The 16473-nt window shown below is 73.2% G+C and carries 9 protein-coding genes; 7 read left to right on the top strand and 2 right to left on the bottom strand.

Annotated features, from left to right (window positions below):
* Positions 1 to 47 precede the first annotated feature (47 nt).
* A complete protein-coding gene (locus LNW71_RS11265; RefSeq protein WP_250968132.1) occupies positions 48 to 1115 on the bottom strand; it encodes a serine hydrolase domain-containing protein in 1068 nt (355 codons plus the stop codon).
* 119 nt (positions 1116 to 1234) lie between these two features.
* Here LNW71_RS11265 and LNW71_RS11260 point away from each other — a divergent pair, with 119 nt between their 5' ends.
* The 7 genes from LNW71_RS11260 to LNW71_RS11230 all read left to right on the top strand — a co-directional run bounded on the left by LNW71_RS11260 (position 1235) and on the right by LNW71_RS11230 (position 15646).
* Positions 1235 to 3205, top strand: a complete 1971-nt coding sequence (locus LNW71_RS11260) for a serine/threonine-protein kinase (protein ID WP_250968131.1) — start codon at positions 1235 to 1237, stop codon at positions 3203 to 3205.
* A 180-nt stretch (positions 3206 to 3385) separates the two neighbouring features.
* Complete coding sequence (locus LNW71_RS11255) at positions 3386 to 6406, top strand: protein kinase (RefSeq protein ID WP_250968130.1); 3021 nt, start codon at positions 3386 to 3388, stop codon at positions 6404 to 6406.
* 163 nt (positions 6407 to 6569) lie between these two features.
* Positions 6570 to 8192: a serine/threonine-protein kinase gene (locus LNW71_RS11250; protein ID WP_374119520.1), complete on the top strand. Its 1623-nt coding sequence runs from the start codon at positions 6570 to 6572 to the stop codon at positions 8190 to 8192.
* A 97-nt stretch (positions 8193 to 8289) separates the two neighbouring features.
* Complete coding sequence (locus LNW71_RS11245) at positions 8290 to 9927, top strand: serine/threonine-protein kinase (protein WP_250968128.1); 1638 nt, start codon at positions 8290 to 8292, stop codon at positions 9925 to 9927.
* Between the two features lie 152 nt (positions 9928 to 10079).
* Positions 10080 to 11708 (top strand): succinic semialdehyde dehydrogenase, encoded by a 1629-nt coding sequence (locus LNW71_RS11240; protein WP_250968127.1) that lies wholly within the window; start codon positions 10080 to 10082, stop codon positions 11706 to 11708.
* Positions 11709 to 11757: 49 nt separating this feature from the next.
* Positions 11758 to 13590 carry a GMC family oxidoreductase gene (locus LNW71_RS11235; protein ID WP_250968126.1) on the top strand — a complete coding sequence of 611 codons (1833 nt, stop codon included), beginning with the start codon at positions 11758 to 11760 and terminating at the stop codon, positions 13588 to 13590.
* Positions 13591 to 13918: 328 nt separating this feature from the next.
* Entirely contained in the window at positions 13919 to 15646 is a 1728-nt protein-coding gene (locus LNW71_RS11230; RefSeq protein WP_250968125.1) for a peptidase, read from the top strand.
* Positions 15647 to 16079: 433 nt separating this feature from the next.
* Here the strand turns inward: LNW71_RS11230 and LNW71_RS11225 are convergent, their stop codons facing one another.
* Positions 16080 to 16397, bottom strand: a complete 318-nt coding sequence (locus tag LNW71_RS11225) for a chorismate mutase (protein WP_250968124.1) — start codon at positions 16395 to 16397, stop codon at positions 16080 to 16082.
* Between the last annotated feature and the right edge of the window lie 76 nt (positions 16398 to 16473).

Below are 16473 nucleotides of genomic sequence, written 5' to 3'. Positions count from 1 at the left end.
CGCACGGGCCGGCCCGCTCGGGTCGGTCGGCACGGGCCGGTCCCCGTTCAGGCGGGGCAGAACTCCGCTTCCAGGAGTCCCGGTTCGAGCGTCCCGGCGTCGGCCAGGGTGTCCGTGTCGATGCGGTAGGTGAGGGTGTGCCGGCCGTCCCGGGTGGCGGCGGCCCGGACGTAACTGCCCGCTATGCGGCCGTTGTGGCCCCAGACGGTGACCCCGCAGGAGAGCCGCTGCGGGAAGATCCCCAGGCCGTAGTTCCCGTGTGCCGCGGCGGTGTTCAGCAGCGCGGCCAGCTGGACGGGCGCGAGCAGCCGTCCGGCCAGCAGGGCCGAGTAGAAGCGGTTCAGATCGGTGAGCGTGGAGATCAGTTCGCCGGCGGCGCCCGCGGTGCGCGGGTCGAGGTCGGTGACATCGCTCAGGCCGCCGCCCGCGGCCTCGCGCGCGTAGGCGCGGCCGTGCGGCGCGGGCAGGGTGGTACGGGCGCCGGGGAGCGAGGTGCCGGTGAGGTGGAGGGGAGCGATGATGCGTCGTCGGATCTCGGTTGCGTAACCGTGGCCGGTGACGTGTTGAACGATCAGGCCGAGGACGACGTAATCGGTGTTGGAGTAGGCGTACCGGCCGAGCCGCGTCGCGGGGCGGTGGTCCGTCGCCGTGCGGATCGCGGCGGTGGCGGAGACCGGATGCGCAGACGGGACGTCGGTGTAGTCGTAGAGGCCGCTGGTGTGGCTGAGCAGGGCGCGCAGGGTGATGCGGCGGCCGTCGTTGCCGTGCCCGCGGATCAGGCCGGGCAGGAACCGGTCGACGGGATCGGCCAGCCGCAGCCGCCCCTCATGGGCGAGTTGGAGGACGACGGCGGCGACGAAGGTCTTGGTGATGCTGCCTGCCCGGAACCGGTCCGCATACCGGATGCCGGGACCCGTCGAGCGGTAGGCATCATGGGCTCCGGAGGCGGAAGTGCGCACCAGGAGCGCCGCGGCGGGGGCGTCGCCCTGGACGACGAGCCGGGGAAGGTAGGAAGCTGCGGGCGTGAGGTGTGGTTCGCTGGGCAGGCTCGCCGTTCCGAGGCCGAGCAGTGTTATCACCAACGGGGTGACGAGCAGCGCCCTGAGTACCGGCATGGCAGGGAATCCCTTCCTCCGGTCACATCATGACGGACCCAGGACCCGGCACCAGGGCCGGTCCCGGGGTAGGGGACAATGAACGCTCTGCCAGGGCGGGTTGATCGCAGAGGGGACGCATGTCGGAGGCGGAGCAGGCACGGGAGCCCCAACGGGACAAGGAAGGACGTCTTCTTGCGGGGCGGTACCGGCTCGGAGAGGTGCTCGGCCGGGGCGGTATGGGCACGGTCTGGCGCGCCGTCGACGAGACGCTGGGCCGTACGGTCGCGGTCAAGGAACTGCGGTTCCCGACGGCCATCGACGACGACGAGAAGCGCCGTCTCATCACGCGTACGCTGCGCGAGGCCAAGGCGATCGCCCGGATCCGCAACAACGGCGCGGTCACGGTCTACGACGTGGTCGACGAGGACGACCGGCCGTGGATCGTCATGGAACTCATCGAGGGCAAGTCGCTGGCCGAGGCCGTGCGCGAGGACGGCGTCCTGACGCCGAAGCGGGCGGCCGAGGTCGGTCTGGCCATCCTCGACGTGCTGCGCTCCGCGCACCGCGAGGGCATTCTGCACCGCGACGTGAAGCCGTCCAACGTGCTGATCTCCGAGGACGGCCGGGTCGTACTGACCGACTTCGGCATCGCCCAGGTCGAGGGCGACCCCTCCGTCACCTCCACGGGCATGCTCGTCGGCGCGCCCTCGTACATCTCGCCGGAGCGGGCCCGCGGTCACAAGCCGGGACCGCCGGCCGACCTGTGGTCGCTCGGCGGACTGCTGTACGCGAGCGTCGAGGGCTGCCCGCCGTACGACAAGGGCTCCGCGATCGCGACCCTGACCGCCGTGATGACCGAGCCGCTGGACCCGCCGAAGAACGCGGGCCCGCTGGAGGAGGTCATCTACGGGCTGCTCGCCCGGGACCCCGAGCAGCGGCTCGACGACGCCGGCGCGCGCGCCCTGCTCAACGACGTGATCAACGCCCCCGAGGAGCCGGAGATCCCGGTGCCGCCGCCGGCGGACGCCACCCAGGTGATGTCGCTGCCGAAGGTGCCGGCCCCCGCCAAGCCGGCGTCGAAGTCCGGTGAGGCGGGCGAGGGCGCCCGCGACCGGCTGCGCGGGGCGCTGCGCTCCGTACGGAACGCGAAGGCGGCGCCCGCCGCCGCAGCGGGTGCCGGTGTCGCCACCGCCGCCGACGCGCCGGCCCGGCCCGCCACGGCTCCCAGGACGGCCACGGCCTCCGCTTCCGGGGCCGTCCCGCCGCCGCGTCCGGCCACCTCCGCGACCACCGCGACCCGGGCCTCCCTCACGGACGTGGTCCCGCGCCGCACCCTGGCGATCATCGCGGCCGTCATCGTGCTCGCGGTGCTCGGCACGATCCTCGCGCTGACCCTCGGTGGGGACGACAAGGGCGCGGACAACGCCGGCAAGGGCAAGGACGACACCTCCGCGTCGGCGGGCGCCTCGGCGACCGGCGGTTCGGGCGGTTCGGGCGGCTCCGCCGGTACGGAACAGGGCGGCAGCGGCAAGGACCAGGGCAAGGAAGAGGACCAGGGCGGCAGCGGCAGCGGCGGCCAGGACACGGGCAAGGACGACGACTCCGGCAAGGGTTCCGACGGCTCGAAGGACGAGAAGCCAGGCGACGCCCTGCCGGCCGGCTACCGGACGGTCACGGACAAGCGTTTCCACTTCTCGATGGCGATGCCCGAGGACTTCCGGCTGTACAAGACGGCGGGCAGCAACTCCGGCGGCATATACAACGCCGACGGCGGCTTTCCGCGCGTTCAGGTCGACTACACGAATTCGCCCGGCGGCGACGCCGCCGCGGCCTGGAACGCCGCCAGGGGCGGTGTCGCGGGGTCCAGTACGAACTACCACCACCTCGGCATAAAGCCGGTCGACTACAACGGCTACCCGACCGTCGCGGACTGGCAGTTCGAGCGCACCCAGCAGGGCGAACGGGTCCGGGTGCTGAACCGCGGCTTCAAGGTCGACGCGAGCCACGGGTACGCGATCATGATCAGCTGCAAGGTCGACGAGTGGGACGGCAAGGAGTGCAGGACGCTGCGCGAGACGGCGTTCGGCACCTTCAAGCCGCTCGACTGAGGGCGGCTGCGGGGCCGGGTTGAGCCGACCCTGCCGCGCAGTCGCCGATTGCCACGTATTGTGAGAACTCGAAGACCGTACGCAGCCGAAACCACAAGTCAATTGCACGGTAAGTGACCGCAATTGACGGTTTTCGTGCGGTCTACGTGACCGGGGGACAGCGCGCTCTGGGGAGGCGTCGTGGACGACTATGCGGGTCGGGTACTTGCCGACCGCTACCGCCTTCCGCTGCCCCCGTCCGACGAGTACGAACTGGTCGAGACCCGGGCGTTCGACACCTACAGCGGTCAGGAAGTCCTGGTCCGCCAGGTGCCGTTGCCGGAGGTCGTGGACGCCGAGGTGCTCGACGCCGACGGCCGGCCCACGGCGGCGCGGCGGACGAGCGGACGCACGGTGCGGCGGCCCACGGACCCGGCGGTCCTGCGGGCCATCGAGGCCGCCCAGGCGGCGGCCCAGGTGCCCGACCACCCACGGCTCGACCAGGTCTTCGACGTGTTCGCCGAGGCGGGTTCGCTCTGGATCGTGAGCGAACTGGTCGCGGCCCGGCCGCTGGCGGCGCTGCTCGCGGAGCGCCCGCTCAATCCGTACCGGGCCGCGGAGATCGGCTCCGACGTGCTGACGGCGCTGCGCGTCCTGCACGCCCACGGCTGGACCCACCGCAACATCACCGTGCGCACGGTGCTCATCTGCGACGACGGGCGCGTCGTGCTGACCGGCCTGGCGGCCGGCGCGGCGGAGGAGGCCCTCTGCGGGTACGTGCCGGTGCCGCGCCCCGACGACGAGGCCGAGGGCGACGGCGAGTACGGCCGCCCCGCGGTGGAGTCGGGTCCCACCGGCCCGTACGTGCCACCGGCAGCCGAGCCGGGGGCCACCGATCCTTACGCGCTCCCGGCGGGCGAATCCCGTTCCGCCGATCCGTACGCGCCACCGGCAGCCGAGCCGGGGGCCACCGGTCCGTACGCGCTCCCGGCGGGCGAATCCCGTTCCGCCGATCCGTACGCGCCACCGGCAGCCGAGCCGGGGGCCACCGGTCCGTACGCGCTCCCGGCGGGCGAATCCCGTTCCGCCGATCCGTACGCGCCCCCGGCGGGCGGGGACGGTCCCGGCGATCCGTACGCGCTCCCGGCGGCCGGGCCCGGCACCGGTGACCCGTACCCGCAGCCCGACCCGCACGCCCCCTTCCGCGCGCCCGAGCAGCTGCCGGCCGCCGAGGTGCCCGGGTCCCGCGGTCCCGCGGCGATCGAGTCCGCGGAGGGTCCCGAGGACCCCTACGGCCCCGACGAGCTGGAGACCGTACGCCCCCCGTCGCCGCCCCACCTGCCCGTGCCCGCAGCCGAGTCGGGCAGCGCCGCTCAGGCGCGCGCCGCGCGGGCGGGCGCCATCGCCGCGTACCGTGCGGGCGCCCGCGCCGCCGCCCGGGTCAGCGAGGAGGAGCGCCGGGCCGGTGCCGACGAGGCACAGGACACCGGCACCCTGCCGGTCCAGCGCGAAGGCGCGGCCCCGGCACGGCCGCAGCCGCCCGGCGGCTGGGACCGCAGGCCCGGCGCGCAGGCCGCCCCGGACGGCTACGCCTACGGCGACGACCCGTACGACGACGAGGACGACGAGGACGACGAGGACGACGAGAGCGGCGGCGGTGGACGCGGCGGTCAGGCGCCGCCCCGACGGCTGCATCTGACCGGTTCCTGGGACGACGGCCCCGGCTACGGGCGCCCGTTGTCCGCCGGCGGCTCCAGCGAGGACGCGCTGCGCGCCGACTCCCAGCGCCACGGCACCCCGGCTGCCCGCCCGCAGTTGCCCGCCGGGCCCCGGGAGACCGCCCCGGGCCGCTGGGACGAGATCGTCGCCGGGAGCCGCGACACGTCGGCCTACCGGGGCCCCGCCACCACCCTCGCCGCCGAGCGCGCCCGGCAGGCCCGGATCGCCGTCGTCGGCGCGGTCACCGAGCGCTGGGCGCCCGAGCAGGCCGGACCGGTCCACGAGAACTGGCAGCTGGCGCCGCCCATCGGCCCCTCCACCGACCTCTGGGCGCTGGGCGCGCTGCTCTACCGCGCCGTCCAGGGCCACGCCCCCTACCCGGAGGAGAACGCCACCGAGCTCGTCCAGATGGTCTGCGGCGAGCCGCCGGCCTTCGCGGAGGAGTGCGGCCCGCTGCGGCCCGTCGTCGAGTCGCTGCTCCGGCAGGACCCCACCGAGCGCCCGGACTTCGAGGAACTGCGCGGCTGGCTGCGCTCCCTCGTGCGGTCCGCGCCCGAGCCCGAGGCCGGTCTCGACGTCGTGCCGATGCCGTCCGTCGACGACACCCGGCTGCCCGTCGTACGCCGCCGGGGCGAGCTCGTCCGCAAGCGCCGCGGCCGCCGGGGCGGCCCGGCGCACGGCCGGCACCGCCAGACCAGGGAGCGGCCCGAACCGGCGCCCCTGGAGCCGCGCGAGCCCCGGGCCGTCAAGCCGCCGCGCGAGCCCAAGGGCCCCAAGGCGCTGCGCACCCCGCCCCGTCCGCAGCAGGGCGGGGAGCGCGCGCCGCGAAGGCTCGGCCGGCTGCTGCTCGTCCTGATACTGCTGGTGCTGGTCGCGGCGATCGCGTACGCCGTGATGTTCATGCCCAAGTCCGGTTCGCAGTCCGGTGCGGGCGCCAGCCCGTCCCGTACGGCCTCCGGGGCGCCCGACCCCGGTACCTCCGACAGCCCCTCACCGTCCCGTTCCTCCGGCGCGCAGAAGCCGCAGACCAGCCGCTCCGCCGTCGCGGTCGCCCCCGGCTACGCCCTGCGCAAGGACGCCGAGGGCTTCGAGGTCGCGGTGCCCAAGGGCTGGCAGCGCAGTTCCGCCGGTGCGGACCGTCAGATCCGCTACGGCAGCGACGGCTTCACCGTCCTGATCGTGCCCGGCCGCGACACGGTCAAGGCCAACGGCGACGACCCGCTCGACTACCAGCGGGACAAGGAGCCGGAGTTGAAGCCCTTCCGGGACTCCAGCTGGTCCTCCGCAAGTGGGCTGCGCCGCATCGACGTCGGCCGGCAGGCCATGGCGGAGGGTCAGTTCACCTGGCAGGACGGATCGGGCCGCGAGGTCTACGTCCGCAACCTCGCGATGGTCGTCGCCGGCCGCTACCACATCCTCCAGGTAATCGGTCCGGAGACCCAGCGTGACAAGGTGTCGGACATCTACCAACAAGCCATCGCTTCCTACCGCGTGACGTCCTGACACCCGCCGGGCCGGGCCCGGCGCGAGCCGGCGCGACAAGCATCACAGTGCGATCTCGTGGGCGATGCGAGGTTCCATGGCCGCCGGTCCCCTCCGTAACCTGTCATCCGAAGGAACGGGGCGGGGAGACGTGGATCGATCACAGAGCACGGAAGCGGGACTGGTGCTGGCCGGGCGGTACCGGCTCGGCGAGGTACTCGGGCGCGGCGGCATGGGCAAGGTCTGGCGCGCGCACGACGAGGTGCTGCACCGCACCGTCGCCGTCAAGGAGCTGACCGCCGGGCTGTACGTCGCGGAGGCGGACCGGGTGGTGCTGCACGCCCGTACGCAGAAGGAGGCGCGCGCCGCCGCCCGCATCACGCACCCCGGTGTGGTCACCGTCCACGACGTCATCGAGTACGACAACCGGCCGTGGATCGTCATGCAGTACGTCGACGGGCCCTCGCTCGCCGACGCGGCCAAGGAGTCCGGCGAGGTCGTACCGCGCGAGGCCGCCAGGATCGGCCTGCACGTGCTGGGCGCCCTGCGCGCCGCGCACGCGGCCGGGGTGCTGCACCGCGACGTGAAGCCGGGCAACGTGCTGCTCGCCCGGGACGGCCGGGTGCTGCTCACCGACTTCGGCATCGCGGCGATAGAGGGCGACTCGACCATCACCAGGACCGGTGAACTGGTCGGCTCCATCGACTACCTGGCCCCGGAGCGGGTCCGCGGCGGCGACCCGGGCCCCGCATCCGACCTGTGGTCGCTGGGCGCCACGCTGTACACCGCGGTCGAGGGCACCTCGCCGTTCCGCCGCACCTCCCCGATCTCCACCATGCAGGCCGTCGTCACCGAGGAGCCGGAGACGCCCACCCGGGCCGGGGCGCTCGGCCCCGTCATCACCGCGCTGCTCCGCAAGAACCCGGCGGACCGGCCCTCGGCCGCGGAGACGGAACGGATGCTGCTGGAGGCCATGGAGGGGCGAGCGCCCCGGGCCGCCCAGGAGTACGTCCCGACGCAGCGGGTGCCCGAGGAGGTCCTGCACTCGTTCGGCCCCGACGGCACCTCCGACGGCGGGGCGCCGAACGGCTCCACGCCCCCGCTGTCCTACCCCGGTCCCGCCTCCGCGCCGGTGACCCGGCGCAGCCGCAGCCGCTGGCGGACCGTGCTCCTGACCGTCGCCCTGGTGGCACTGGTGGGCGGCGGCGCGGGGATCGCCGCGAAGATGTACACGGACCGCGCGGACCACGGCGGCGGCACCGGCGGCACGGCCTCCCACGGCACCCGGTCGCCGGGGCCGGCCGACCCCACGCCCTCGCCGAGCCGTTCGGCGGAGCCGACGAAGGGGGTGCCGGACGGCTGGCGGCGCGTGGAGGACCCCGCCGGGTTCAGCATCCTCATGCCGATCGGCTGGGAGCGGAAGGTGACCGGCACCAACATCGACTACACCCCGGACGACGGCGTGCACTACTTCCGCCTCAGCGTCGACCCGGCACCGGACTTCGAGGACTCCTACTCGCACATGCAGAACATCGAGTTGAGCCTGCGCAAGCGGCTGCCGGAGTACCGGAGTCTGGAGATGAACACCAACGTCTACCGCGACTGCCCCGGGTCCATCTGGGAGTTCACCTGGACCGAGAAGGACGGCGTCGGACCGCGGCACGCCATCGACCAGATGTACTACGCGAAAGAGGGCGGCCCGGAGTACGCGCTGTACATGACGGGACCGGCGGACGACTGGGACGTCACCCGGGACCAGTTCGCCACGATGCTGCGCAGCTGGCGTGCGCCGGCCGATACCGACTGACCCCCTCGGGGCCCTCCCGGCCGGCGGACTGTCACGGCTCTGTCCCTGCTGAACCGGCGCGGTGGCCGGTGCAGTTGCACTCCGTCAGGATGTGCTCATGATGAACGACGGGGGACAGACGGACGAGCCCACCAGCTATGCGCTCCGGCCGCCGCACGTGCCGGCACCCTCGTCCGGGCCGCCCACCGAGCGGTCGGTGGCCCCGGACCGGGGGACGGTGCCGGAGCACGGCGCCGGCCGTCTTCTCGGCGGCCGCTACCGGCTCGTCGGGCGGCTGGGGGACGGCGGCATGGGCACGGTCTGGCGGGCCAGGGACGAGGTCGTCGACCGGGATGTCGCGGTCAAGGAGCCCCGCGTCCCCGACCACCTGGGCGCGCGTGAACGCGAGGTGGTCCACCTGCGGATGCAGCGCGAGGCACGGGCCGCGGCCCGGATCGACCACCCGTCGGTCGTCACCGTGCACGATGTGGTCGTCGAGGACGCCAAGCCATGGATCGTGATGGAGCTGGTGCGCGGGCAGTCGCTCGCCGACCTGCTCCAGGAGGGCACCCTCGACCCGCGTGAGGCGTCGCGGATCGGCCTTGCCGTCCTCGGCGCGCTGATCGCCGCGCACGGCGCGGGCGTGCTGCACCGCGACGTCAAACCGGCCAACGTCCTGCTGGGCCGCGGCGACCGGGTCGTCCTGACCGACTTCGGCATCGCGCAGGTGGAGGGCGAGGAGGCGCTCACCGAGACCGGGGCGTTCGTCGGCTCGCCGGAGTACATCGCCCCGGAGCGGGTGCTGGGGCAGCGCCCCGGGCCCGAGTCCGACCTCTGGTCGCTGGGCGTCGTGCTGTACGCGGCGGTGGAGGGCATCTCCCCGTACCGCCGCTCGCACACCCCGGCCACCCTGCAGGCCGTCCTCTCCGCCGAGCCGCAGATGCCCTCCCGCGGCACGGGCGCCTTCGGCACGCTGGTCATGCAGCTGCTGCGCAAGGACCCCGCGGCACGGCCCGCGGCGGCCGAGGTCCGGCAGACCCTGGAGTCCCTGGTGGCCGCGCCGCCCGCGACCGCCGCGGCCACCCGGCTGCACGGGGCCGGGAGGCCCGGCGGCGGGAGCCGCTGGCTGCCGCCGGTGCTGCACGACAACCGCGGGGCCCGGTACGGGTTCGGCGGGGTCCTGCTGGCGCTGGTCCTGGCCCTCGTGCTGGTGCTCGCCGACCCGTTCTCCGGGGGCGGGCTGCCGGCGGGCTGGCAGACGAGGCCGGAGACGGAGGTGCTGCAGGCCGATGTGACCGTGCCGAAGGAGTACCAGCGCAACGAGGTGGGCGACGAGGGACTGGTCTGGTTCGGCGACCCCAGCGGGGTGTTCGCCATCGACTTCTGGCGCCGGGGGCCCGCCGCCGACGCCAACGGCGACACCGGTGGCCCGGGTGCGGACATCGCCGCCCGCGAGAAGTACTACAAGGCGGGCGGCACGGACACCACGCAGATGAAGGACGCGACCGTCACCCACAAGAAGGTCACGCACCAGGGCCGTGCGGCCTTCGAGATGACCGTCGACTACGTGCCCTACTCCGCCACGGAGGAGAAGCCGCGCCGCAGCCGGTTCCGGGAGCTGTGGATCCCCGGCGGGACGAAGGACGCGGAGTACTGGCACGTCCGGATCGAGATGCCCGCGGCGGGTCAGGCGGCGAGGGACGGCGAGAAGATTTTCGCGCAGGTGACCGAGGGGCTCAAGATTCACTCCTCCTGACAGCGACCCGGTTGATAGCACCTGATCAGCAGTTATGTAGCCAGTGGTCACTGGCTCGATCGGCAGGTGCTCGGAGAGGGCTGTTGTGGGGACTCTGAAAAGCTGTTACCCACGGGTACCCAAAGCATCCGGCTGGACGTACTCTCGCCCTCATGACGGACTTGCAGGCCTCCACGCCCACCTCCGCCGCCGGTGTCGGCACCAACCCGGTGGCCGCAGCGCCCGCGGGCGTGCGCACGGCCGCCGATGTCGTGACCCCCGAGGTGATCGCCCAGCTGACCCGCGGCGTCGTCGGCTCCGGCCGCACCGCCAACCACACGCCGTTCACCGGCGAGAAGCTGGCCGACCTGCCGGAGTCCACCCCCGAGGACGTGGCGGCCGCCTTCGAGCGGGCCCGTGCCGCCCAGACCGCCTGGGCCGCGACGCCCGTCCGGGCCAGGGCCGCCGTGCTGCTGCGCTTCCACGACCTCGTCATCGGCCGCCAGTCCGAGGTCCTCGACCTCATCCAGCTGGAGACCGGCAAGGCCCGGCTGCACGCCCACGAGGAGGTGCTGGCGGTCGCCGTCGCCGCCCGGCACTACGGCCGCAAGGCCGGCGCGTATCTCAGGCCCAAGCGGCACACCGGCGTCGTACCGACCCTCACCAAGGTCACCGAGCTGCGTCAGCCGCGCGGCGTCATCGGCCAGATCGCGCCGTGGAACTACCCGCTGGAGCTGTCCGTCGGCGACGCGCTGCCCGCCTTCGTAGCGGGCAACGCGGTGGTCATGAAGCCCGACACGGAGACCGCGCTGACCGCGCTGTGGGCCCGTGACCTGCTGATCGAGGCCGGCCTTCCGGCCGAGGTGTTCCAGGTCGTGCTCGGCGAAGGGCCCGTCGTCGGCCCGGAGATCGTCAAGCACGCCGACTACGTCTCGTTCACCGGCTCCACCCGCACCGGCCGCGAGGTCGCCCAGGGCGCCGCGGCCCGGCTCGTCGGGGTCTCGCTGGAGCTCGGCGGCAAGAACGCCATGCTGGTCCTGAAGGACGCCGACGTGGAGAAGGCCGCCGCCGGCGCCGTCCGCGCCTGCTTCTCCTCCGCCGGTCAGCTCTGCATCTCCATCGAGCGGCTGTACGTCCACGAGTCGGTGGCCGACGACTTCGTGGCCCGGTTCGCCGCCCGTACGAAGGGCATGCGGCTCGGCAACTCCCTCGCCTACGGCGCGGACATGGGCTCGCTGGTCGGCGAGCGCCAGCTGGAGACCGTCAGCCGGCATGTCGCGGAGGCCGTCGAGAAGGGCGCCACGCTCGTCGCGGGCGGCGTCGCCCGTCCCGACATCGGCCCGCTCTTCTACGAGCCGACCATCCTGGACGGCGTCGAGGCCCCGATGGCCGTCTGCAACGAGGAGACCTTCGGACCGGTCGTCTCCATCTACCGCTTCAGTGACGAGGACGAGGTCATCGCCCTCGCCAACGCCACGCCGTACGGCCTCAATTCGAGTGTCTGGACCAAGGACGGCAGGCGCGGCCACCAGGTCGCCGCCCGGCTGCGGACCGGCACCGTCAACATCAACGAGGGCTACGCCCCCGCGTACGGCAGCGTGCAGTCCCCGATGGGCGGCATGAAGGACTCCGGTCTCGGCCGCCGGCACGGCTCCGAAGGCATCCTCAAGTACACCGAGGCCCAGACCGTCGCGCAGCAGCGGCTGATCCCGCTCGCCCCGTCCTTCGGGATGGACGACGAGAAGTACGCGGCCTTCATGAGCCGCAGCCTGAAGGCGATGAAGGCCTTCCGGCTGCGCTGACCCCCCGCACCACCGCAGCATCTCTGTCCTTTTCGCACCGAGGAGAGCCATGTCCCAGGACAGCCCTGCCCAGAATCAGGCCGGACCGGCCGGCTCGGCCGATGACGACGACGCGTACGACTACGACGTACTGATCGTCGGTTCGGGCTTCGGCGGCGCGGTGTCGGCCCTGCGGCTGAGCGAGAAGGGCTACCGCGTCGGGGTCCTGGAGGCGGGCCGCCGCTTCACCCCCGGCACGCTGCCCAAGAACTCCTGGGACCTGAAGAACTACCTCTGGGCCCCGGCCCTCGGCCTGTTCGGCATCCAGCGGGTGCACCTGCTCGGCAACGTGATGGTGCTGGCCGGGGCGGGGGTCGGCGGCGGCTCGCTGAACTACGCCAACACGCTGTATGTGCCCCCGGCGCCGTTCTTCGAGGACCGGCAGTGGGCGCACATCACCGACTGGCAGGACGAGCTGAAGCCGTACTACGACCAGGCCACCCGGATGCTCGGGGTGCGGCTCAACCCGACGATGACCCCCTCGGACGTCCACCTGAAGGCGACCGCCGAGGTCATGGGCGTCGGCGACACCTTCCACCTGGCCCCGGTCGGCGTCTTCTTCGGCGACGGCAAGGACGCCGACGGCACGGCGCGGGCGAAGCCCGGCGGTACGGTCGCCGACCCGTACTTCGGCGGCGCGGGCCCGGCCCGCAAGGCCTGCACCGAGTGCGGCGAATGCATGACCGGCTGCCGGCACGGCGCGAAGAACACCCTCAACGAGAACTACCTCCACCTCGCCGAGAAGGCCGGCGCGGTCATCCACCCGATGACCTCCGTCCTCGCCGTCACGGAGGACCCGCAGGGCGGTTACCACGTCTCCACCGTGCCGACCGACCGCCGCAAGAAGGGCAAGCCGACACTGCTGCGCGCCCGCAAGGTGGTCGTGGCGGCCGGCACGTACGGCACCCAGACCCTGCTGCACACGATGAAGGACCGGGGCCTGCTGCCCCGGCTCTCGTCCCGGCTCGGCGAGCTGACCCGGACCAACTCCGAAGGGCTCGTGGGCGCGCAGACCTCGGACCGCCGCTACCGCAGGAAGCACGGCACCAAGGCCGACTTCACCAGGGGCGTCGCCATCACCTCGTCGATCCACCCCGACGAGAACACCCACATCGAGCCGGTCCGCTACGGCAAGGGGTCCAACGCGATGGGCGGGATGACCATCCTCCAGGTCCCCTTCGGCGCCCACCGGGTGCTGCGCTGGCTCGGCAACATGGCCAAGCACCCGACGCTCGCCGCGCGTTCGCTCTCCAACCGGCGCTGGTCGGAGCGGACCATCATCGGGCTCGTCATGCAGTCCCTGGACAACTCCCTGACCGCGTACCGCAAGCCCAGCGGCATCGGGAAGGGCCTGCTCACCGCCCGCCAGGGCCACGGAGCGCCCAACCCGACCCAGATCGCCGAGGCGACACAGAGCGCGACGCTGCTGGCGGACGAGATCAACGGCTTCCCGGGCTCCAACATCGGTGAGCTGATGGGCACCCCGCTCACCGCGCACTTCCTCGGCGGCTGCCCGATCGGCGCGAGCGCCGAGGAAGGGGTCATCGACCCGTACCACCGGCTGTACGGGCACCCGGGCATCTCGGTGGTCGACGGTTCGGCGGTCTCCGCCAACCTCGGCGTCAATCCCTCGCTGACGATCACCGCGCAGGCCGAGCGGGCCATGTCCTTCTGGCCGAACAAGGGCGAGCAGGACCCGCGTCCGGCGCAGGGCGAGGCGTACGAGCGGCTGACGTCGGTCGAGCCGCAGGCGCCGGCCGTTCCGAAGGACGCGTTCGGCGCGTTGCGGCTGCCGTTCCTGGGAATGCCCGCGGTGCCGCCGAAGAAGGCCGGACAGGCCTGATCCGAACGAGAGGCCCTAGGTCCGCCGGCTGATCCGCGGCCACCTGTGACAGGACAGCAGAAGGGGCTGCACCCCCTCCGAGTGCAGCCCCTCATGCTCAACCGGTGAAGCCGCGTTACGGATGTGACCGGTGGTTCCGCATGCATGACCCACAGAACGTCCCGATGGTTGTCCCGGGACTCATGAAATCCTTATGTGATGCCCCTCACGTTTACCGTCGTGCTCAATCCGTGACCTGCGCCCGCGCAACTGTTCGTACGGTCTCGGGGTCGAACTCGTACCGCTGTCACAGCAGCCGCACAGTTCCCCGACCCCAGAAGGTCCCGCGATGAGAAGCACGACCCCGAGAGCCGCTCTGCGCCGTGCTGCGGGCAGCCTCGCCGCCGTCGGTCTGCTGGCCGCCGGCTCGCTCGCCCTGGCCGCCCCGGCCCGCGCCGAGGGTCCCGTCCTGGGCTTCGGCGGCCCGGCCGAGACCGCTCTGCACCCGTACCCGGCGAGCGGGGCCCCGCAGCGAACCTCCGTCGCGATCACCGTCGACAACCCGTCCCGGGACGAGGAGCACGGCGGGTACGAGGGCGAGTACACCGTGACCTTCGACCTCAGCGGGATCGCGGGCGTCGCCGACGCCGTCTTCGGCGAGGAGGGCGGCGCGGACTGCGCGATCACCGGCACCACCGGCGTCTGCCACGGCTCGGGCGTCTCACCCGGCACGACCCCGCTGCCCGAACTTCACGTCACCGCGGCCAGGGGCAGCAAGGACGGGGACGCCGGCACGGTCCGGGTCACCGGTGCGGCAAAGGGTGCGGCCTTCACCCCGTTCTCCACCCGGATCGCTGTCGGCGGCCCCGACCTGGTGATGCGGCGGGCCCAGCTGAAGACGGAGCTCCAGCCGGGCGAGACCCAGCCGGTCCCGCTCGCCTTCTCCAACAACGGCACCCGCGCCGCCGACGGGGTACTGCTCACCCTCGTCTACACGCACGGCATCGAATTCACCGAGCGGTACGAGAACTGCGAGTACCGGGACGGGGACGGCAGCCAGGGCGTCCGCGTCCGGACCACCGCGCTCTGCTCGGTCGAGGGCAGCTACGAGGCGGGCGCCAGCTACGAACTCGCCGAACCGCTGACGCTCCGGGCCACCCGGCACGCCTACCGCGACACCTTCGTCTACCGGGTCGACGAGAGCGGACCCACGGCGGCCGGTGCCCAGCGGGCCGGTGCGCGGTCCACCCCGGGCGCCGAGGGACACGTGCTCGGCCTCAGGGAGCTGCCCACCGCCCGGTCAGCCGATCTCACCCCGGGCGACAACCAGCAGGAGGCCGACTTCAGCACCGAGAACACCGCCGACTTCGTGGCCGACGGCGATACGGCCCGGGGCGCGCGGGGCAGCACCGTCGAGGCCGACATCGGCTTCCACAGCGAGGGACCGGCCTGGATCTCCCACCTGCGCTCCGGCGAACCCGTCGCCACCCTCGACCTCACCGTCCCCGAAGGCGCCTCGGTCACCGAATGGCCCCGGTCCTGCCAGGGCGTGACGGCGGACGGGCAGTACCGCAAGGAGCAGACCGGCGCACCGCGCTACGTGTGCGAGACGGCGACGGCCTTCGGCGAGGACCAGTACTTCGCGCTGCACTTCGACATGAAGGTGACCAAGGTCGTCGCGGGGGCCTCCGGCGCGGTCGTCGTCCGCAATGTGCGGTTGCAGGACCCGCTGCTGCCGTTCGACCCGGAGCAGGGGAACAACACCGCGGCCTTCGTCCTGAACGCCGGCGAACCGGGGGACTCCGGGAGCTCAGGAACCGGCGGCACGGGAACGGCCGCGTCGGGTTCCACCACCGGTTCGTCCACCACCGGCGGCTCCACGGGCGGCTCCGGCGGCGGCTCCACGGGCGACGGCGGTTCGGGCTCCACCGGCTCGACCGGCTCCGGCACGGGCGGCACCGGCGGTGCTCTGGCGGCCACCGGCTCCACCGCCCTGCTGACCGCGGCAGCTGCCGCGGTCGCCCTGCTGACGGGCTGCGTGCTCCACGTGACGACCAGGCGGCGCGCAGGCCGGTAGTGGCCTTCCGGTTGGATCAGGCCGGGGAAGCACAAGGGCCCGCGGACCGGCAGACCGGTCCGCGGGCCCTTGGACACGGCCGGCTCCGGGCGTCCCCGGAGCCGGCCGTGTCCTGGTGTGACCGGGCTGCTGTCCCCTGCCGACCGGTCACGCACGCCGGTGCGCGGTCCCACGGCGTACATGCAGTACGCCACACGCCCCGGCGAAGCCACGCGTGGTTCCTTCCAAAGCCGCCGCCCCTGGCTGGCACGGACACCGGGACCAACGAAGCCGCGCAGGGCCCGGTCACGCGCCGTACGGGTGAGAGCCCGCCCGAACTGGGATACGCCCTCGCGGCCCGGCCCCCCTTGGGGCCTCCCGTTCGGATCGCACCGGGCTCGGGGCGTCCGGCACGATCCCGGCGAAAGGCGCTGCCCGCCCGGCCCGCGGCGCGTCACACGCGGCCGCGGCACAGCTCCAGCAGGGTCATCGCGAGCGAGGTGCCGGGCCTGCCCAGCGCGTCCCGGTACTGGCCGAGGATCTCCATCTCGCGGGAGAGGTTGACCCGGCGGCCCCCGGAGGTGATGCGGGCCTGCTGGATGACCGAGGAGACGGCCATCCGCTCCTGGACGAGCCCGATGATCCGGTCGTCGAGGGCGTCGATGCGCGACCTGGCGTCGCCGATCAGGGACGCGGCCTCGTCGGTGTGCGCGCCGGTCACCTCGGTGGCGGTCCTGGCGTCCGCGGGCCGGCCGGTTGCGGTGCTGTTCATGTCGGGGTCTCCCGGTGGGGTGCGGCTCCCCGGGGCCGACCGGGCCCGGAACGCCAGAACGCCCCGGGCCTGTCGG

The sequence above is a fragment of the Streptomyces sp. RKAG290 genome (genome assembly GCF_023701695.1).
In the GTDB taxonomy this organism is placed as follows: Bacteria; Actinomycetota; Actinomycetes; order Streptomycetales; family Streptomycetaceae; genus Streptomyces.
Note: the sequence above shows the minus strand (reverse complement) of the source record. Positions and strands in the feature narration are given on the sequence as shown.